General features: G+C 70.6%; 14 protein-coding genes and 2 pseudogenes. 8 read left to right on the top strand and 8 right to left on the bottom strand.

The features are described from left to right. Positions 1 to 119: 119 nt before the first annotated feature. A pseudogene (locus ACWCQ1_RS05625) lies at positions 120 to 1,105 on the bottom strand (YihY/virulence factor BrkB family protein). Between the two features lie 142 nt (positions 1,106 to 1,247). On the opposite strand from ACWCQ1_RS05625, the gene ACWCQ1_RS05620 reads away from it, so the two are divergent. Continuing rightward, on the top strand, positions 1,248 to 1,844 hold the full coding sequence (locus ACWCQ1_RS05620; RefSeq protein WP_133048160.1) for an ArsR/SmtB family transcription factor: 597 nt from the start codon (positions 1,248 to 1,250) through the stop codon (positions 1,842 to 1,844). Between the two features lie 31 nt (positions 1,845 to 1,875). After that, positions 1,876 to 2,607, top strand: coding sequence for an SRPBCC family protein (locus ACWCQ1_RS05615; RefSeq protein ID WP_451025922.1), 732 nt, complete (start codon positions 1,876 to 1,878; stop codon positions 2,605 to 2,607). A 33-nt stretch (positions 2,608 to 2,640) separates the two neighbouring features. Here the strand turns inward: ACWCQ1_RS05615 and ACWCQ1_RS05610 are convergent, their stop codons facing one another. Continuing rightward, entirely contained in the window at positions 2,641 to 4,467 is a 1,827-nt protein-coding gene (locus ACWCQ1_RS05610) for an endonuclease/exonuclease/phosphatase family protein (RefSeq protein ID WP_451025921.1), read from the bottom strand. A gap of 277 nt (positions 4,468 to 4,744) precedes the next feature. Between ACWCQ1_RS05610 and ACWCQ1_RS05605 the strand changes: the two genes are divergently transcribed. From ACWCQ1_RS05605 to ACWCQ1_RS05580, 6 genes and pseudogenes are all read left to right on the top strand, one after another. Then, complete coding sequence (locus ACWCQ1_RS05605; RefSeq protein WP_451025920.1) at positions 4,745 to 6,172, top strand: hypothetical protein; 1,428 nt, start codon at positions 4,745 to 4,747, stop codon at positions 6,170 to 6,172. 794 nt (positions 6,173 to 6,966) lie between these two features. After that, on the top strand, positions 6,967 to 8,415 hold the full coding sequence (locus ACWCQ1_RS05600; protein WP_451025919.1) for an alkaline phosphatase PhoX: 1,449 nt from the start codon (positions 6,967 to 6,969) through the stop codon (positions 8,413 to 8,415). A 360-nt stretch (positions 8,416 to 8,775) separates the two neighbouring features. Further along, entirely contained in the window at positions 8,776 to 10,353 is a 1,578-nt protein-coding gene (locus ACWCQ1_RS05595) for a TROVE domain-containing protein (protein WP_451025918.1), read from the top strand. Positions 10,354 to 10,437: 84 nt separating this feature from the next. Next, positions 10,438 to 11,076: pseudogene (locus tag ACWCQ1_RS05590) on the top strand (GntR family transcriptional regulator); the annotation flags it as partial. Positions 11,077 to 11,205: 129 nt separating this feature from the next. Next, positions 11,206 to 12,222: a 1-aminocyclopropane-1-carboxylate deaminase gene (locus ACWCQ1_RS05585; protein WP_358594760.1), complete on the top strand. Its 1,017-nt coding sequence runs from the start codon at positions 11,206 to 11,208 to the stop codon at positions 12,220 to 12,222. A gap of 51 nt (positions 12,223 to 12,273) precedes the next feature. Continuing rightward, positions 12,274 to 12,525, top strand: a complete 252-nt coding sequence (locus ACWCQ1_RS05580) for an SbtR family transcriptional regulator (RefSeq protein WP_451025917.1) — start codon at positions 12,274 to 12,276, stop codon at positions 12,523 to 12,525. A gap of 51 nt (positions 12,526 to 12,576) precedes the next feature. On the opposite strand, the gene ACWCQ1_RS05575 is transcribed toward ACWCQ1_RS05580, so the two are convergent. The 6 genes from ACWCQ1_RS05575 to ACWCQ1_RS05550 form a co-directional block, all read right to left on the bottom strand. After that, positions 12,577 to 13,779 carry a TerD family protein gene (locus ACWCQ1_RS05575; protein WP_451025916.1) on the bottom strand — a complete coding sequence of 401 codons (1,203 nt, stop codon included), beginning with the start codon at positions 13,777 to 13,779 and terminating at the stop codon, positions 12,577 to 12,579. Between the two features lie 73 nt (positions 13,780 to 13,852). Continuing rightward, positions 13,853 to 14,086: a hypothetical protein gene (locus tag ACWCQ1_RS05570; protein WP_133048169.1), complete on the bottom strand. Its 234-nt coding sequence runs from the start codon at positions 14,084 to 14,086 to the stop codon at positions 13,853 to 13,855. A gap of 76 nt (positions 14,087 to 14,162) precedes the next feature. Next, complete coding sequence (locus tag ACWCQ1_RS05565; RefSeq protein WP_358594754.1) at positions 14,163 to 15,161, bottom strand: zinc-dependent alcohol dehydrogenase family protein; 999 nt, start codon at positions 15,159 to 15,161, stop codon at positions 14,163 to 14,165. Continuing rightward, entirely contained in the window at positions 15,158 to 16,009 is an 852-nt protein-coding gene (locus tag ACWCQ1_RS05560) for a carbohydrate ABC transporter permease (protein WP_133048171.1), read from the bottom strand. The genes ACWCQ1_RS05565 and ACWCQ1_RS05560 overlap by 4 nt, the downstream gene beginning before the upstream one ends. After that, positions 16,006 to 16,944: a carbohydrate ABC transporter permease gene (locus tag ACWCQ1_RS05555; protein ID WP_208780463.1), complete on the bottom strand. Its 939-nt coding sequence runs from the start codon at positions 16,942 to 16,944 to the stop codon at positions 16,006 to 16,008. Before ACWCQ1_RS05555 ends, ACWCQ1_RS05560 begins: the two co-directional genes overlap by 4 nt. Then, positions 16,941 to 18,314 carry an ABC transporter substrate-binding protein gene (locus ACWCQ1_RS05550; protein ID WP_133048173.1) on the bottom strand — a complete coding sequence of 458 codons (1,374 nt, stop codon included), beginning with the start codon at positions 18,312 to 18,314 and terminating at the stop codon, positions 16,941 to 16,943. Before ACWCQ1_RS05550 ends, ACWCQ1_RS05555 begins: the two co-directional genes overlap by 4 nt. Positions 18,315 to 18,381 lie beyond the last annotated feature (67 nt).

Raw genomic sequence — 18,381 nt, 5'->3', positions numbered from 1 at the left:
CGTCGACCCAGACGTGACGGGGACCAAGAAGTGACGCGAACCCCGAAACGCCGGACGGGCACTCCCAGCCCGTCCGGCGTTCGACTGCCCGTCCGGCGTGCGACGGAGGACGAGGCCCGTCAGGGCCGGAGCGGGGGTTTGGGCGCGGCAGCCCCCAACGCGGCCCGCCACTTCGCCGGCCACTTCCGCGTGTCCCGGGGCTCCACATACGGCTCGGTCGGCGACAGCCCCCGGCAGGCGACCCGCTCACGCGCCAGTTCCGCGTCGAACTCCAGCCCCACCAGGATCGCCAGGTTCGACAGCCACAGCCACACCAGGAACACGATGGCGCCCGAGAGCGTCCCGTAAGTCTTGTTGTACGAGGCGAAGTTGGCCGCGTAGACGGCGAACCCGGCGGAAGCCGCCAGCCAGATCAGCGTCGCCAGGAAGCTGCCGGGACTGATCCAACGGAAGCCGCGCCCACGGACGTTGGGGGCCGCCCAGTACAACAGCCCGATCATCATCATCACCAGCATCAGCAGCACCGGCCACTTCACCACGCCCCAGACCGCGATCGCCGCGCCCCCGACGCCGAACGCCGTCCCGGCCCGCTCCGCCAGCGGCCCCGTGAAGACCACGATCACCGCGCTCGCCGCGAGCAGCAGCATCAGCGCCACGGTCAGCGCCAGCCTGAGCGGAGTCAGCTTCCACACCGGCCGCCCCTCGGGAAGGTCGTACACCGCGTTGGACGCGCGGATGAACGCGGCCACGTATCCGGAGGCCGACCACAGCGCCGCCAGCAGGCCGACCACGGCCAGCACACTGCCCGTACCGCCGCTGTCGCCCAGCTGTCTCACCGCGTCCCGCAGGATGTCCCGGGCCGGACCCGGATGTTGTCGAGGATCTTGTCGGTGGCGCTGCGGCCCACCACCCCGAGCAGCGACACCAGCAACAGCAGCGCGGGGAACAGGGACAGGACTCCGTAGTACGTCAACGCGGCGGCACGGTCGCCGAGTTCGTCGTCCAGTAACTCCTTCGCCGTGCGCCGGGCCACCGCCCGCCAGGACCGGGCCGGCAGCCGGGTCGGACTCTCGATCTCACCCTCGTCCTTCTTCTCCTCGTCCATGACCGGTGGGTCTCCCGAATCCCCGGTCCGAATCGCGCCGGGGCCCGTCCTCGAGCTGGACGGGCCGAGAACTCGGAGAGCGGGACTGGCCGAAAACTCGGATCGTCTGGACAAAAAAAGTTTTCGGTGAGACGGTGGACGCATGCTGGACGTCACCGTGATCGAGGACCCCGAGGCCGCCGCCGTCTCCCTGGACCCCATACGGGCCCGTCTGCTCGCCGAGCTGGCCGCGGGGCCGGCCTCGGCGGCGATGCTGGCCGGGAAGGTGGGGCTGCCGCGCCAGAAGGTGAACTACCACCTGAAGGCGCTGGAGCGGCACGGCCTCGTCGAGCTCGCCGGGGAGCGCCGCAAGGGCAATGTCACCGAGCGGCTGATGCGGGCGACCGCCGCGTCGTACGTCATCTCGCCGCTCGCTCTCGCCTCCGTGCAGCCGGACCCGGACCGCTTCCGCGACCAGCTCTCCGCGCGCTGGCTGCTCGCCCTCGGCGCCCGTCTGGTGCGGGACGTCGGCTCGCTGATCACCGGCGCGGCCAAGGCCCGTCAGCGGCTGGCCACGTACGCGCTGGACGGCGAGGTCCGCTTCGCCTCCGCCGCCGAACGGGCCGCGTTCATCCAGGAGTTGACCGCCGGGGTCAGCGCGCTGATCCGCAAGTACGACGCCCCGGACGCCGAAGGGGGCCGTGACCACCGGATCGTCGTGGCCGTCCATCCCACCCTCAAGCAGACCGAGTTGGAATAGTCCACCTGGTTGGAACAGTCAGGAGCCCGTCATGTCCAAGGAGTTCGAGATCGTCCGCGAGTTCGAGGTCGACGCGTCGCCGGAGGAGGTGTGGGAGGCCATCACCAACGCCAGCGGTGCCTATCTGTGGCCGATGGACCCGCCCGAGCCCCGCGTCGGCGGCCGGGCCGCCTTCGGCTCCACCGTCACCGCCTACGATCCGCCGCACCGCCTCACCGTCCGCAGCGAGGACGTCGGCTTCTCCGTCCAGAGCCTCAACCAGCTCGACCACACCATCGAGGCGCGGGACGAGGGCCGCCGCGCCTGGGTGCGCTATGTGCACAGCGGCATCTTCACCGACGACTGGGACAACCAGTACGACGGCGCCTCGAAGCACACCGACTTCTATCTGCACACCCTGCGCGAGTACCTCACCCACTTCGCGCCGCGCCCGGTGACCTTCGCCCAACTGCAGGGCCCCGAGGCCTCGCAGACCGCCGACGCCTTCACCGCCGTCGGACGGGCGCTCGGGCTGGCGGAGGAAACGGCCGTGGGCACGCGGGTGCGGGCGCACGGCCCCGAGGGCCGGACCCTAGACGCCGTACTGGACTTCCGCGACCCGTACTTCATCGGGCTGCGCACCGAGGACGCCCTGATCCGCTTCTTCGGCCGCAACCACTGGGGCGCCCCGGTCGGCATCAGCGTCCACGACTTCGCCCCGGACGCCGACGCCAAGGCGACCGAAGCCGCCTGGCAGCACTGGCTGGACGGGGTCTACGCCTGACCACTCCGACCCCGCCCAGCCGATCTTCGGGTGCTACGGGCGGAACCGCAGCACCTGGGGGTCGTGGTCGCTGATCTGGTCGTTGAACTCCGAGTTGATGTGCACGCTGTCGTACTCGAAGTCGCAGTCGCGGCGGATCGACGGGCTGATCAGGATCTGGTCCAGGACCTGCTCGTTGCCCTGGTAGTCGTAGGTGTAACGCTCGCTCTTCGGCAGCGACTTGATCGCCGACCACAGCTCGCCGTCACCCTGGAGGATCTTCGCGGTGTCGGAGAAATCGAAGTCGTTCATGTCGCCGAGCGCGATGACGTCCGCGTTCTTCTGGACGTCCAGGATGCTCTTGACGAACGCGTTGACCAGGGTCGCCTGGGCGTGACGCTGGGTCTCCGAGCTGCGCACCGGCGGCTGGTACTGCGCGGTCAGCCCCTGGTCGCCGCCCTTGGAGTTGAGGTGGTTGGCGATCACGAAGACCGTGCGGCCACGGAAGACGAACTCGCCGGCCAGCGGCTTGCGGCTGGACTTCCAGGCGTCGTTGGCCGGGTCGATGCGGCCCGGGGAGGCCGTCAGCTGCGCCTTGCCGTGCACCTTGGTGACACCGACGGCGGTGGTGGAGTCGCCGCCCGCGCGGTCCACGAAGGACACCCGCTCGGGGTTGAAGAGGAACACCTGACGGATGTTGCCGCCGGGCTCGCCGCCGTCCTGGTCGTTGACCGGGTTGATCGAGCGCCAGTCGTACTTCGGGCCGCCCGCCGCGACGATCGCGTCGATCAGCTTGTTCACGGTCGTGTTCGCGTCGACGACGCCGTCGTCCGTCGCGCCGTCGTTGTCCTGGATCTCCTCCAGGGACACGATGTCGGGGGACTGCAGGTTGTTCACGATCGCGGCGGCGTGCGCGGCGAACGTGGTGTCGGACGGGTCGAGGTTCTCGACGTTGTAGGTGGCGACCGCCAGCTCTGAGCGCGACTGCTTCTTCGTCGTCTCGCGCTGCAGCCCGCCGCTCTTCAGCGTGCCCAGCTGACCGGCGACCAGCGTGTAACCGCCGAACTGGTTGAAGTCCAGCGGGCCGGTGGTGGTGCCGGTGAGGGTGTCGCCGACGTTCGCCTTCGGGAAGTCGGCGACCGCGCCCAGCGACTGGATCTGCAGCCGGCCGGTGTTCTGCGAGGTGTAGGAGCCGTACAGCGTGCCGCCGCGACGGGTCGGGTGCTCGTGCGGCTTCACGGTGACCCACAGCTCGGCGTACGGGTCGGTCGCCGTGACCACCCGGGCATCTGTGACCTGGACGTTCATGCCCTCCAGGGACTCGTAGTAGTCCAGGGCGTACGTCGCCGGCCGCAGCGGAAGGCCGTTGACCGAACCGTTTGCGGCGGTGTCGCCGGCCGGGGCGTATTGGTCCGGCACCGACTTCGCGTTGATCACGACCGGCGCCGGGACCGCGTTGCCCGTCGACACCGTGGTGACGGTCGGCTTGGTGATCTCGGTCAGCGACTGGTTGCCGCTCGAGGCGCCGCCCGGGACGTACTCCGAGACCGTGCCGGTGACCGTGACGGAGTCACCGACGGCGACCTTCGGGGTGGAGCTGGTGAAGACGAAGACGCCCTCACTGGTGGCCGGGTTGTCGTCCGGGTTCGGATCCTGGAGCCAGAAACCTCTGGACGAGCCGTACGTGCGCGTGGCGGTGACGATTCCGGGCACGTCCGCCACCTTCTGGCCGGCGTAGGGCGATATTCGGGTCGTGCCCTGGATGTCGTGGATGCGTACGGTGTCGGCGTGCGCGGGCGCCGTCAGGGCGACCGTGGAGGCCGCGGAGCACACGGCGGCGACGGTGAGCGCGGCGAGACGCGCGGAAGACTTGCTCGGCAACGGAATCCCTCCGGGGACGTACGAAAGCGCCGGGACGAGGGTGGTGCGTGGAGCGTCTGGTGACGCGCGTAGAGATGAGTGAACAGTTGTCCCCCCGTTTCTACGCGCGTCAATCTCCTGCCTGCTCAGGCCAGTTGTCAAGGTTTCGGCCATGTACGGACCCTGACCAGGAGATGAACCGGGCGGCATGGGGCGAAATCCGTCTAGGCTGAGCGATTGAGCCGTACGTCGTCCAGGTGGTCGTACGGCCGCCCGGGCGCCCTAGGAGAACCAGCCGATGTCAGACAGCTCCTCCCTGCCGCCGGTACGGCTGCATCCCGAAGCGGAGCTGGCGCGGGACGCGCTGTCCACACCCGTACTGTCCCGGGCCGCCCGGCTCGCCCGCTGGGCCGGCCCCGAGACCCGCGTCGACGCCGGGGGCGAGCTCAGCGACGGGCAGCTGCCGGCCGCCGCCGAGGTGCTGGGCCTGACCGGCGAAGACGCCGCGGCCGACGCGAGCGAGGCCTGGCGGGTGGCCCTGGACACCGGGCTGGTGGAGATCGCCGACTTGGACGAGGGCACCGTGCGGGCCGGCGAGGGGCTGGCGCTGCTGACCGGCGGCTCGCCGCACGACGTGCTCGGCGTGTGGCAGGGGGCCCTGGAGACGGTGCTCGCCGACGCGAGCGTGCCCGACATCGAGGGCCTGGAGGAGGCCCTGGACGAGGGCGGCGAGATCGACTTCGACCGGCTGCAGTGGGACCCGGAGGCGGAGGCCGAGTTCCTCGACGGCGTCCTCGGCAACCTGTACCTGCTCTCCGTCACCGAGGAGGGGCCCGGCGACTCCCCGGTCCCGCTGCCCGCGCTCGCCGCGTCCATGATCGTGCCCTCCGACATGGGCGAGCCCACCAACGACGTCCTGGAGCAGGTCTCCGACGCGATGATGAGGCTCGACGACCAGTTCCGGCTGCTGGAGCCGGTCGGACTCGTCGAGTACCAGCCGGTCGACGAGGCGCTGATGGCGGACACCGACGAGGAACCCGCCGCGCCGGTCGACGACACGGACGTCTCCCGCTACGGCCTGGTGCGGCTCACCCCGCTCGGCCTGTACGGCCTGCGCGCGCGGCTGCTGCAGGCCGGGTTCACCGCGCCGGCCGTCGGTGACCTCGCCGACAAGGGCGCGGACGCGCTGCTCGACGGGACGGCGACGTTCCCTCCGCAGGCCGCGCGGGCCGAGACCGAGCAGTGGCTGGCACGGCGGCAACCGCTGGAGGGCGCCCGGGAGTTGCTCGCCGCGAGCCGCGGCTCGGACGCGGGCGCGCCGCTGCGCCGGCTGCGCTGCCAGCAGGCGCTGGCCCTGGTGGGGGTGGAGGCCGAGCCGGCGCTGCGGGAGGTGCTGGACGACCCCGAACTCGGCGGGCTGGCCCGGGTCTGGCTGAGCGAGCACGGGGCGGCGGACGTGCCCGCGCCCTCGGAAGCGATGATCTTCTGGCTCACCATCGACACCGTCGCCGCACAGCTCGCCGCCGAGGGGAACTCCGAGGAACTGCGCTCGCTGGTCCAGGGGTTGGCGGCCCAGCACGGCGGCTTCTTCGCCGCCGCCTGGCGCGTCGACCATCCGGCCACGGCCGACGTCCTGGAGGCGATGGGCCGCCTGCACCCGGACAAGCGGATCGCGAAGGAAGCCAGGAAGGCGGCCTTCAAGGCGCGTTCGCAGCAAGGCGGTTGAGGCGGGCCAGGCCACTTCGTCGAGGCGGGCGGGTCCGCTTCGAACCGGACGTCGCGGCGGTCGCGGGTACGGACGCTTCTGCGGGGCGAGGCGTTGTCGCGGCGGGGTGGGTCTGGAGGCTTTTGCGCGGGGAGGCGTTGTCGCGGCGGGGTGGGTCTGGACGCTCTTGCGCGGGGAGGCGTTGTCGGGGCGGGGGTGGGTCTGGACGTTCCTTCGCCGCGAGGCGCTGTCGGGGCGGGCCTGGGGCGTTGGCGTCGTGGCGGGCGCGGGCCTTTGCTTGGGCGTGCCGTTGCGGCGGGCGCGGGGGGTTGGCGTCGTGGCGGGCGCGGGCCTTCGCGCCGACCACGCACGCGAGGAAAAGGGCTCCCACGCCCGGGCACCGCAACGACCCCCCCGCAACGGACGCATTCCTCGCACCACCGGCAACGACAACCCGAAGGCCTCGCGTGCCGAGGAAAACGGCTCCCACGCCCGGGCGCCGCAACGACCCCCCATTACCGTCTTAGTAGCCCCGCAACGGACGCATTCCCCGCACCACCCGCAGCGCGACACCCCGGAGGCCTTGCGTGCCGTCGCTGCGGATGCGGGCCTGTTTACCCTGGTGCCGACGTCGTGGGGGCTTTAGCGGGAGGCGAAAGTCTTGGGCTTTCCATGGGGTGCGGTGTACGGATTCATGGAAGTGGGTCCGGAGTGGTCGCCCTGTGTTCAACTCACGTTCAGGCATGGGCGAAACGGTGTCGCCGACCCGAGGTCCGCCACCCTCCACGGCACGCCCACCGTCACAGGAGAACACCATGTCGCTCACCCGCAGGGACTTCGCCAGAAAATCCGCGATCACCGGAGCCGGGGTCGCGCTGGCGGGCAGCGTCGGCGCCCTCGCCACCGCCCCGAACGCCCTCGCGTCCACGGAGACCGACGAGACCGACGGCGCCGAGGAGTCGGCGCACGGACACCACGGCGTCGGCTACGGACCGCTCGTCCCCGACCCGGACGGCATCCTCGCCCTCCCCGCCGGCTTCAAGTACCGGATCATCACCTACAGCGGCAGGACCAAGCTGGAGTCCGGCGAGTTCACCCCGTCCAACCACGACGGCACGTCCACCTTCGACGGCCCCCGCGGTGCGACCCTGCTGGTCAACAACCACGAGCTCAAGGGCCCGCGGGCGAACTGGAAGTACCCCGTCCCGCTCACCGAGGGCCTGGTCTACGACCCCGCCGCGTCCGGCGGCTGCACGGTCGTCGAGGTCCGCCGCGACCACGTCGCCGAGTGGGTCGGCATCGCCGGCACCTCCACCAACTGCGCGGGCGGCAACACTCCTTGGGGCACCTGGCTGACCTGTGAGGAGACCGAGGACAAGGCCGGCCAGAACGGCATGACCAAGGACCACGGCTACGTCTTCGAGGTCGACCCCGAGGACCGCCGGGCCAACCGGAACCCCAAGCCCATCAAGGCGCTGGGCCGTTACGCCCACGAGGCCGTCGTCGTCGACCCCAAGCGCGGCCACCTCTACCTCACCGAGGACGCGTCCGGCCCCAACGGCCTGCTGTACCGCTGGACCCCGCCGGCCGGCTTCCACCACGGCCGCGGCAGGCTGCGCACGCTCGCCGACGACGCGGGCGTCCTGCAGGCCTTCAAGTGCTTCGACTCCGGCGGCAAGTTCGTCGACGACCTCTCCCGTGCCACGAAGATCGGCACGGTCTACGGCGTGGACTGGGTGGACGTCCCGGACCGGGACGCGAAGACGGTCTCGACGCGCAAGCAGTTCACCGACGGCCAGATCACCCGCGCCCGCAAGCTCGAGGGCATGTGGTGGGGCGACGGCGGCACCTACATCGTCTCCTCGTACGCCCGTGCCGAGAGCCCCGTCCAGCACGACGGCGCCGTGTGGTTCTACGACCCCAAGCGCCGCACCCTGACCCTGAAGGTCCTGATCGGCGTCAACCCCGACCCGTCCGCCGAGGGCAACTTCGACGGCCCCGACAACATCACCGTCTCGCCGTACGGCGGCCTTGTCATCGCCGAGGACGGAGAGGGCCTGCAGCACCTGTTCGGCGCGACGGACAGCGGCCGTACCTACCCGATCGCCCGCAACGAACTGAACCTCGGCACCGACGAGAACCCCGAGTACAGCGAGTTCACCGGCGTCACCTTCTCCCCGGACGGCAGGACCCTGTACGCCAACATCCAGGAGCCGGGGATCATGCTGGCGATCACGGGGCCGTGGAAGCGGCAGAAGCGGTAAGTCCCCTCGCCGGTAACGGCATTTAATTCACTCGCTCCACCAGAGCTGTGCCTCCTACAGTGAGACCAGAAAACAGCGCACCTCCCGGTGCGAAGACAGCGGCTACTTCTCTCCAAAAGAATCCGATGCCGCCGTCGACTTGATCTCGGGAGGCGCAGCTCATGGTGGGTACCCGGTGCGCAGGCAGCGGTTACTTCATTGGATCGGACGGTTGCGGGTTCGAGTCCCGTCATCGACTTCGGGTCGGTGTAGCTCAATCGGTAGAGCATCTGGAAAAGTCCGTCGCCGACCCCTGATCTCGGGTACCCACCTTCTGCTGCGCCGCCCTCCGGAAATCCAAGGAATTCGGGGGAATTCACCATGGCTCGATTCAACACCAAGGGCGCGAAGGCGCAGCCCACTTCCCGCGTCACGTCCACGGGCCGCGTGCTCCGCACCTATGAGGGCGGTCGCGGCCGGGAGCGGGACGCGCGCTCCGAACTCTTCCTGCTGGCGGTGTCCCATTTCATGGCCGACACCTTCTACGAGACCGGCGCCGACCGCGACGACCGCTTCGCGCGGCTCGTGCGGCGGCTCGCCGTCGAGGACCCCGCATGGACGGCCGGCCTGCTCGGCTGGCTGCGCGGCGAGGGAAACCTCCGTACCGCTTCCCTCGTGGGCGCCGCCGAGTACGTGAAGGCGCGCCTCGACGCGGGCGCCACCGACGGCCCGGCCAACCGGCACGTCGTCGCCTCCGTACTGCGGCGCCCGGACGAGCCCGGCGAACTGCTCGCGTACTGGACGGCGACGTACGGCCGTAACATCCCCAAGCCGGTCAAGCGCGGGATCGCCGACGCCGTACGCCGTCTCTACAGCGGCAAGTCGCTGCTGAAGTACGACACCGCGTCCAAGGGGTACCGCTTCGGCGACATCCTCAACCTGGTGCATGCGACGCCCGACCCGGACAAGCCGTGGCAGGGCGAGCTGTTCCGGTACGCCCTCGATCGCCGGCACCACCCGGACTCGGCGGTACCGCCCGCCGCGGACGGCGTCCTGACCGCGCACCGTGAGCTGATGGCGCTGCCGGTGCGGGAGCGCCGTGCGGTGGTGACCTCCGCGGGCGGCGCAGAGCGGCTCGCGGCGGCCGGGATCACCTGGGAGGCGCTGGCCGGCTGGCTCCAGGGCCCGATGGACAAGGCGGCCTGGGAGGCCGTGATCCCGTCCATGGGCGCGATGGCGCTCGTCCGTAACCTGCGCAATTTCGATCAGGCGGGGGTCTCGGACGAGGTCGCCGCCCGGGTGGCGGCGAAGATCAGTGACGCGGCGGAGGTCACGCGCTCGCGGCAGTTCCCCTTCCGGTATCTCGCCGCGTACCGGCACGCCCCCTCGCTGCGCTGGTCGTACCCTCTGGAGCAGGCGCTCGGGCACTCGCTGGCCAACGTGCCCGCGCTGCCGGGCCGCACGCTGATCCTGGTCGACCGCTCCGGCTCGATGTGGGCGCGGCTGTCGGACCGCTCCGAGCTCAACCGGGCCGACGCGGCGGCGATCTTCGGCACGGCGCTCGCGCTGCGGGCGGCCGACGCGGATCTCGTCGAGTTCGGCACCACGAGCCGGCGCCTGGCGTTCGGCAGGGGCGAGTCGGTACTGGGGATCCTGGACCGCTTCGGCGACCTGGGCGGCACCGACACCACCAGCGCGGTTCGCGCGCACTACCGGGGTCAGGACCGGGTGCTGATCGTCACCGACGAGCAGTACGCCTTCAATCACCACGGCGATCCGACGGAGCAGGTCCCGGCCCATGTGCCGGTCTACACCTGGAACCTCGCCGGGTACCGCGCGGGCCACGGCCCCTCGGGCAAGGCGAACCGGCACACCTTCGGGGGCCTGACCGACGCGGCCTTCCGGATGGTCCCGCTGCTCGAGGCCGCCCAGGACGCCGACTGGCCCTGGGCCGCCTGAGCCCACGATCGTGGCCCGCACTTCTACGGGGGGTGCGGGCCACACCCTTGCCCGCACTCCTGGCTGACATCTAACATTTCAGTTGTGGAGGCCATACGACCCGTCCAGCGCACCCTCCTCAGGGACCGCGCCTACGCATCCATCCGGGACGCCATCGTGGCCGGGGAGCTGGAGCCCGGTGCGGTGGTGCGGGACGCCGAGCTCGCCGAGCGCATGGGGCTGTCCCGGGCGCCGGTGCGGGAGGCGTTCGCGCGGCTGGTGGACGAGGGGCTGCTGGAGAGCAAGCCGCAGAGCTACACACGGGTGACCCCGGTGGTCGCCGCCGATGTGCGGGACGCGGCCGCCGTGGTCGGTGCCATGCACGAGCTGGCGACCCGGGTCGCCGTCCCCCGTCTCTTCGCCGCCGACGTGCAGACCATGCGCGCGGCCAACGAGCGGTTCGCGGCGGCCGTCGGCGCGGGTGACGTGGACGGTGCGCTGCGGGCCGACGACGCCCTGCACGACGTCCTCGTCCGCGTCGCCGGCAACCACGCGGCCGCCGCCACCATCGCCCGCTACACCCCGCTCATCCGCCGCCTGGAGCGCCGTCGCTTCGGCGAGGGCGGCACCTGCCGTTCCGCGGGTCTGCACGAGCGGCTGATCGAGGCCTGCGCGGCCGGTGACGCGCAGACGGCGGTGCGGGTCACGGCGGAGATCTGGCGCAGCCTCGCCGACCTGGTCGAGCTGACCGACCCCGACCCCGACCCCGCCGAAACCGAAACCGACACCGCCCCCGACCCCGCCGACACCGTCATCGACCCCACCGGCGGCGACCGGGCCGACGGCGATTGATCCCGACCCCGGGAGGACCCCATGTCCCTTTCCTCGTACGAGCGTTACCCCCTCCTCTTCGGCCCGTCCCCGGTGCACCCCCTGGAGCGGCTGACCGCCGAGCTCGGTGGCGCCTCCCTCTGGGCCAAGCGGGAGGACTGCAACTCCGGTGTCGCCTACGGCGGGAACAAGACGCGCAAGCTGGAGTACCTGGTCGCGGACGCGCTGGCCCAGGGCTGCGACACCCTGGTCTCGATCGGCGGGGTGCAGTCCAACCACACCCGTCAGGTCGCCGCCGTGGCCGCGCGTGCCGGGCTCAAGTGCGTGCTGGTGCAGGAGAGTTGGGTGGACTGGCCGGACTCCGTGTACGACAAGGTCGGCAACATCCTGCTCAGCCGGCTCGCCGGAGCCGACGTACGGCTGGTGAAGGCCGGGTTCGGGATCGGGTTCAAGGAGAGCTGGGAGCAGGCGCTCCGGGAGGTCGAGGAGCGGGGCGGCAAGCCGTACGCCATTCCGGCGGGCGCCTCCGACCATCCCCTCGGCGGCCTCGGGTTCGCCGGCTGGGCCTACGAAGTCGCCGAGCAGGAGCGGGAGTCGGGCGTCTTCTTCGACACCGTGGTCGTGTGCTCGGTGACCGGTTCGACCCAGGCCGGCATGGTCGCCGGCTTCGCCGCGCTGGAGGAGGCGGGCGGACGGCGGCGCCGGGTGCTCGGCATCGACGCCTCGGCCAAGCCCGCCGCGACCAAGGAGCAGATCGCCAGGATCGCCCAGAACACCGGCCGACTCATCGGCGTGCGGCGCGAGTTGACCGAGGACGACGTCGAACTGGACGAGCGGTACCACGCGGGGACGTACGGCGTCCCCGACGAGACGACCCTGGAGGCGATGCGCCTCGCCGCCCGCACGGAGGGGATGATCACCGACCCCGTCTACGAGGGCAAGTCGATGGCCGGCATGATCGATCTCGTGCGCCGCGGCGAGATCGGCGCCGAGTCGACGGTGCTCTACGCCCACCTCGGCGGACAGCCCGCACTGAACGCCTACAGCGCGTTGTTCTAGCCGTACGCCCGGATCACGTCCTTCCCGGGCGGCCGGCCCTGATCACGCGGCATGAAGCTGACGCTGCCGGGGTCGGCCCTCACCGCCTGTGCCAGGCATATGAAGGGCGCGGCCGCGCGGCTGGTCGAGGCGGCCCAGGGGGAGGGGACGCTGCGGCGGGACCTCGAGCCGATCGACGTGCTGCGGCTGGCCCACGGGGTGTCCTCCGCCGCGGAGTTGGCGAACGGTGGGCGGCCGCGCATCCGCCGCTATGTGTCCCTGCTGACCGAAGGGCTGCGGTCGGCGGAGACGGCGGAGAGCTGAGACGTCGGGTGCCCCCCGCCCGAGGGGCACCCGTGGACGTCGTGCGGCCGCTTACAGGGCTTGGGCGGCCGGCTTCACCATGTTCCGGACCGTGCGGGCCTTCACGAACTGGCCCATCGCCGTCATGTCCCACTCGCCGGAGAACTGGCGGATCAGCTTGGCCATCATCACGCCCGTCTGGGCCTCCGCGTTGGTCAGGTCGAAGCGGACCAGCTCCTCCCCGGTCGCGGCGTCCAGGAGGCGGCAGTAGGCCTTGGCCACGTCGGTGAACTTCTGGCCGGAGAAGGAGTTGACCGTGAAGACCAGGCCGGTCACCTCCTGCGGGATGCGGCCGAGGTCGACCACGATGACCTCGTCGTCGCCCGCGCCCTCGCCCGTGAGGTTGTCGCCGGAGTGCTTGATCGCGCCGTTGAGGATGGACAGTTTGCCGAAGTAGCAGCTGTCGATGTGGTTGCGCTGCGGGCCGTAGGCGATGACCGACGCGTCCAGGTCGATGTCGGAGCCTCGGTAGGCCGGCTCCCAGCCGAGGCCCATCTTGACCTGGGCCAGCAGCGGACGGCCGCCCTTGACGAGGGAGACGGTCTGGTTCTTCTGCAGGCTCACCCGGCCCTTGTCGAGGTTGATCTTCCCCGCACCGGGAGCGGGCGCGGCGGGAGCCGGAGGAGCAGGCGGGGGAGGCGGCGTGGTGGACAGCGGCGGTGCGGGCGGCGCCACCGGGGGCCGCATCGCCGGCTGAGGCGGCGCGACGGGCGCAGAGGCGGGCTCCTCGACCGTCACCCCGAAGTCGGTCGCGATGCCCGCCAGCCCGTTGGCGTACCCCTGGCCGACCGCGCGTGCCTTCCAGGCGCCGTTGCGCAGGTAGATCTCGACGATCACCAGCGCCGTCTCCGTCCCCAGCTGCGGGGGTGTGAACGTGGCGAGGACGCTGTTGTCGTCCGCGCCGCGGATCGTGGCCGTCGGCTCGATGCCCTGGAAGGTCTGCCCGGCCGCGTCCGGACTCGCCGTGACGACGACCTTCTCGATGCCGGGGGGCAGGGCGGCGGTGTCGACGGTGATCGCGTCGGGCGCCGTACCGCCGCCGGAGCGGTACGTCACGCCCGGCCCCGCCGGCTGGTTGTAGAAGATGAAGTCGTCGTCGGAGCGCACCTTGCCGTCGCCCGTGAGCAGCAGGCCCGACACGTCGAGCCGCAGCGGGGCGGCGACGTCCACCGTCACACGGGTGACGGGGAGAGGGATGTTCGAGCCAGGGGTCATAGCTGTCATGCCGGGACAACGAACGAGACCACTTTGCCGTTCCCTTACCCGGCGGCCGATCGAGTGGATCGGCTCAGCGTCGGCCGCGCCCGCCGTTGCGCGGGTGCTCCCGGGCGGTCCGCTCGTTGCCGCGCCTGTAGTTCCCGGTCCAGCGGGCCATGACGAGCTGCGGGTCGCCGGCCGCCACCTCGGCGAGAAACCGGGTGGAGCGCGGTGCGCGCAGCATGGTCGCGGGACGGCCGTGGTGGGTGATGCGCACGGTGCCGTCTGCGTGTTCCTCGTACGAGAATCCCTGGGGGCGCGGCATGACGGGATGGTACGGCCCCGGTCAGCCCCGCCCCCACTGGATTTTCCCGCGGCCCGGGCAACGGGCCAGGGCAGCTCTAGGCGCTCTGGGGGAGCACCACGATCTTCCGCCCCACCCCGGCCGCGAACTGATCCAGCGCCTGCGGGTAGCGCTCCAGCGGGATCCGGTCGCTGATGAAGACCTCCGGGTCGAGGACGCCGCTGGCGAACAGCTCGGCCGCGCGTTCGAAGCTGTGCAGCACCGCCATCGACCCGGTGATGGTGATCTCCTGGTTGTAGATCCGGTACGGGTCGATCGTCACCCGCGTCGCGTAGTCCGCCACCCCGAACTGCAGGAACGTACCTGCCTTGGCCACGCGTCCCAGGCCGTCCTGGATGGCCGCCGCGTTGCCGGTCGCGTCGATCACGACGTCCCAGCCCTGCGGGCGCTCCAGTTCGTCGGCGTTCGGCGCGGAGGACGAGACGCCGAGGCGTACGGCCGTCTCCAGGCGGGCCGGGTTCAGGTCCACGACGTCGACGCTCGCCGCCCCGGTCCGCTTGGCCAGCTCCAGCATCATCAGACCCATCGTCCCGGAGCCGTAGATCAGCACGTGCGCGCCGAGGCGGGAGCGCAGCACGTCGTAGCCGCGCACGGCGCAGGACAGGGGCTCCACCAGGGCCGCGTCCTGGGTGCTGACGTGCTCGGGGAGCTTCACGCAGTTGGCCACCGGAGCGACGGCGAACTGTGCCGCGCCGCCCGCCGTGGTCACGCCGATCGCGGCCCACCGCTCGCAGAGGTTGTTGTGGCCGTCCCGGCAGTAGCGGCACTCGTAGCAGTACAGGGACGGGTCGACCGCCACCCGGTCGCCGACCGCGACCTCGGTGACCTGGGTGCCGACCCCGACCACCTCGCCCGCGAACTCGTGACCCGGCACGATCGGCAGCTTCGGCGCGAACTCGCCCTGCAGGATGTGCAGATCGGTGCCGCACAGGCCGCAGGCGGCGACCTCGACGACGACCTCGCGGGGACCCGGCGCCGGGTCGGGGACCTCGGCGACGACGGCACGGCCCACGGACTCGATGACGGCGGCCTTCATTTCACGGCTCCCAGCGACAGGCCCTGGACCAGCTTGTCCTGGGCGGCGAACCCCGCGGCGAGCACCGGCAGGGAGATGACGAGCGACGCGGCGCACACCTTCGCCAGGAACAGGCCCTGGCTGGTGATGAAGCCGGTCAGGAACACGGGGGCGGTCTCGGCGACCACGCCCGTCAGTACCCGGGCGAACAGCAGCTCGTTCCAGCTGAAGATGAAGCAGATCAGGGCGGTGGCGGCGATGCCGGGCAGGGCGATCGGGGCCACCACACGGGCGAGGATCGTCGGCAGCCGGGCGCCGTCGATCTGGGCCGCCTCGATCACCGCGACCGGCACCTCGGCCAGGAAGGACTGCATCATCCACACGGCGATCGGCAGGTTCATCGAGGTGTAGAGGATGACCAGCAGCCAGATGTTGTCCAGCATGTCCGTGTTCTTGGCGAACAGGTAGATGGGCAGGAGACCCGCTACCACCGGGAGCATCTTGGTGGACAGGAAGAAGAACAGGACGTCCGTCCACTTCTTCACCGGGCGCACCGACAGCGCGTACGCCGCCGGCAGCGCCAGCAGCAGCACCAGCAGCGTCGACGCCACCGACGCCACGGCCGAGTTGACGAGGGCCGGCCAGGGGCTCGCCCCGCCGCCCGTGCCGAAGAACTCCCGGTAGCCGTCCAGGGTGAGTGCGGCCCCGAAGGAGGGCGGGTTGGTGGCGGCGTCCGCCTCCGAGTGGAAGGACGTCAGGGCCATCCAGGCGATGGGCAGGAAGAACACGATTCCCAACAGCCAGGCCACCAGGCCGAGTCCGGCGCCCTTGCGGCGGCCGCCTCGCAGTCGTACGGCGACGGTGCTCATCCTCGAGCCACCTCCTCGCGGAACAGGGACGACACCACGCGCAGGGCGAAGGTCGCGATGACGATCGAGCCGATGACCACCAGGACGCCCGCGGCCGAGGCGAGGCCGTTCTCATGGGCCTGGTAGAAGCTCTGGTAGACGGTGTACGGCAGGTTGGCGGTGCCCAGCCCGCCGGACGTGATGGTGAAGACCGCGTCGAAGTTCTGGACGATGTAGATCGAGCCCAGCAGGGCGCCGAGTTCGAGGTAGCGGCGCAGGTGCGGGAGCGTGAGGTGGCGGAAGATCTGCCAGTCGCTCGCGCCGTCCACCCGCGCGGCCTCGATCTGCTGGTGGTCACGGCTCTGCAGGCCCGCCAGCAGGATCAGCATCATGAACGGCGTCCACTGCCACACCAGGGAGGCCTCGACCGCCAGCAGCGGGGTGTTCGAGATCCAGTCCGGCTGCGGACCGCCCACGTAGTGCAACAGACCGTTGAGCAGGCCGTATTCGGGGTTGTAGAGGACGTGCTTCCACAGCAGGGCGGCCGCCACGGGGACCACCAGGAAGGGCGCGATCAGGAGGGTGCGGACCACGCCCCGGCCGCGGAACCTCCGGTCCAGGAGGAGCGCGAGCGCCAGGCCCAGGACCAGGCTGACGACGACCACGGCGGCCGTGAGCAGGATCGTCGTCCACACCGAGTGGCGCAGGTCGGCGTCGGTGAGGACCTGTTGGTAGTTGTCGAGGCCGGTGAAGTGACGGGCCTTCGGGTAGAGGGCGTTCCAGTCGAAGAACGAGATCACCAGCGTGGCCACGAACGGCAGCTGGGTCACCACGATCATGAAGACCAGGGCGGGCAGCAGTGGCGCGCGGGTCGCCCATGCCTTCAGGCGGGCGGAGGGAACGCCCTTGGTGCGTGCGGGAGTCGCGGCTATCGGAGCCGTCGTTGTCGCGGTCATCGTCCCTCGTACTCCTTGGAGATCTTCTCGGCGAGTTTCTGGGACTTCCTCAGGGCCGAATCGACGGACTGGCGTCCGGCGATGGCCGCGCTTATCTCCTGGGAGACCTTGGTGCCGAGATCGGTGAACTCGGGGATGCCGACGAACTGGATGCCGGGCGCGGGGCGCGGCTGCACCCCCGGGTCATTGGGCTTCGCGCCTTCGATGGCGGCCTTGGTCATCTCCTGGAAGGAGGCCGCGGACTTGACGTACTCGGCGTTGGTGTAGGTCGACGCGCGTTTGCCCGCCGGTACGTTGGGCCAGCCGCTGGTCTCGCCGACCAGCTGCTCGTACTGCTTGCTGGACGCCCAGGAGACGAACTTCCAGGCCTTGTCGGGGTTGCGGGAGGCCTTCTGGATGCCCCAGGCCCAGGTGTAGAGCCAGCCGGAGTTGTCGGTCTTCTCCACGGGGGCCGGCGCGTAGCCGAGCTTGCCCTTGACCGGGGAGCCCGCAGCCTCCAGGGAACCGGCGGCCGATGTCGCGTCGTACCACATGGCGACCTTGCCCTGGGTCATGTTGTTGAGGCACTCGGCGAAGCCTGACTGGGCGGCGCCGGACTCACCGTGTTTGCGAACGAGGTCGACGTAGAACTTCGTGGCCTTCTCGAAGGCGGGGGAGTCCAGTTGGGCCTTCCAGTCCTTGGTGAACCAGGTGCCGCCGAAGGTGTTCACGACCGTGGTCAGGGGTGCCATCAGCTCGCCCCAGCCGGGCAGTCCGCGCAGGCAGATGCCCCGCATGCCGGACTCGGCGCCGTCCACCTTCGCGGCGAGGTCGGCCACCTGGTCCCAGGTCGGGTGCGCGGGCATGGTGAGGTGCTTCGCCGCGAACACGTCCTTGCGGTACATCAGGAAGGACGACTCGCCGTAGAAGGGCTGCCCGTAGAGCCTGCCGTCGTCGGCGGTCAGGGACTGCCGCATCGGCTTCAGCACGTCCTGTTCGTCGTACGCCGGGTCCTTGGCCACGTACGAGTTCATCTCGTGCAGCCAGCCGTTCTTGGCGTAGATGGGTATCTCGTAGTTGGACAGTGTCGCCACGTCGTACTGGCCGGCCTGATTGGCGAAGTCCTGGCTGATCTTGTCGCGGACGTCGTTCTCCGGCAGGACGGTGAAGTTCACCTTGATGCCGGTCTCCTTGGTGAAGTGGGCCTTGGTCAGCTTCTGCAGCTCCACCATCTGCGGGTTGTTGACCATCAGGACGTTGACGGAGTCGCCGCCGGACCCGGACCCGCCCGCCCCGACCCAACAGCCGGAGAGCAGCGGGGTGAGCAGCGTCCCTGCGGCGGCCAGCGCGAGCGTGGCTCGCGACGGCCGTCGTCGGCTCTGGGTGCGCATGGATCGCTCCTGGACATAGTTGGATATAAGGGGCACCGTTTCGTGCGGAGAATCCCTGTGGTGCTTG

This window comes from Streptomyces sp. NPDC002144, assembly GCF_053593695.1.
The sequence above is the reverse complement of the archived record's forward strand: the minus strand, read 5'-3'. Positions and strand labels throughout refer to the sequence as shown.

Excerpts from the sequence above, each read along its gene's own strand:
- ACWCQ1_RS05565 (WP_358594754.1), bottom strand. The coding sequence starts at position 15,161 with ATGAAGGCCGCCGTCATCGAGTCCGTGGGCCGTGCCGTCGTCGCCGAG.
- ACWCQ1_RS05600 (WP_451025919.1), top strand. The coding sequence starts at position 6,967 with ATGTCGCTCACCCGCAGGGACTTCGCCAGAAAATCCGCGATCACCGGA.
- ACWCQ1_RS05605 (WP_451025920.1), top strand. The coding sequence starts at position 4,745 with ATGTCAGACAGCTCCTCCCTGCCGCCGGTACGGCTGCATCCCGAAGCG.
- ACWCQ1_RS05620 (WP_133048160.1), top strand. The coding sequence starts at position 1,248 with ATGCTGGACGTCACCGTGATCGAGGACCCCGAGGCCGCCGCCGTCTCC.
- ACWCQ1_RS05580 (WP_451025917.1), top strand. The coding sequence starts at position 12,274 with ATGAAGCTGACGCTGCCGGGGTCGGCCCTCACCGCCTGTGCCAGGCAT.
- ACWCQ1_RS05560 (WP_133048171.1), bottom strand. The coding sequence starts at position 16,009 with ATGAGCACCGTCGCCGTACGACTGCGAGGCGGCCGCCGCAAGGGCGCC.
- ACWCQ1_RS05570 (WP_133048169.1), bottom strand. The coding sequence starts at position 14,086 with ATGCCGCGCCCCCAGGGATTCTCGTACGAGGAACACGCAGACGGCACC.
- ACWCQ1_RS05550 (WP_133048173.1), bottom strand. The coding sequence starts at position 18,314 with ATGCGCACCCAGAGCCGACGACGGCCGTCGCGAGCCACGCTCGCGCTG.
- ACWCQ1_RS05555 (WP_208780463.1), bottom strand. The coding sequence starts at position 16,944 with ATGACCGCGACAACGACGGCTCCGATAGCCGCGACTCCCGCACGCACC.
- ACWCQ1_RS05615 (WP_451025922.1), top strand. The coding sequence starts at position 1,876 with ATGTCCAAGGAGTTCGAGATCGTCCGCGAGTTCGAGGTCGACGCGTCG.
- ACWCQ1_RS05595 (WP_451025918.1), top strand. The coding sequence starts at position 8,776 with ATGGCTCGATTCAACACCAAGGGCGCGAAGGCGCAGCCCACTTCCCGC.
- ACWCQ1_RS05575 (WP_451025916.1), bottom strand. The coding sequence starts at position 13,779 with ATGACCCCTGGCTCGAACATCCCTCTCCCCGTCACCCGTGTGACGGTG.
- ACWCQ1_RS05585 (WP_358594760.1), top strand. The coding sequence starts at position 11,206 with ATGTCCCTTTCCTCGTACGAGCGTTACCCCCTCCTCTTCGGCCCGTCC.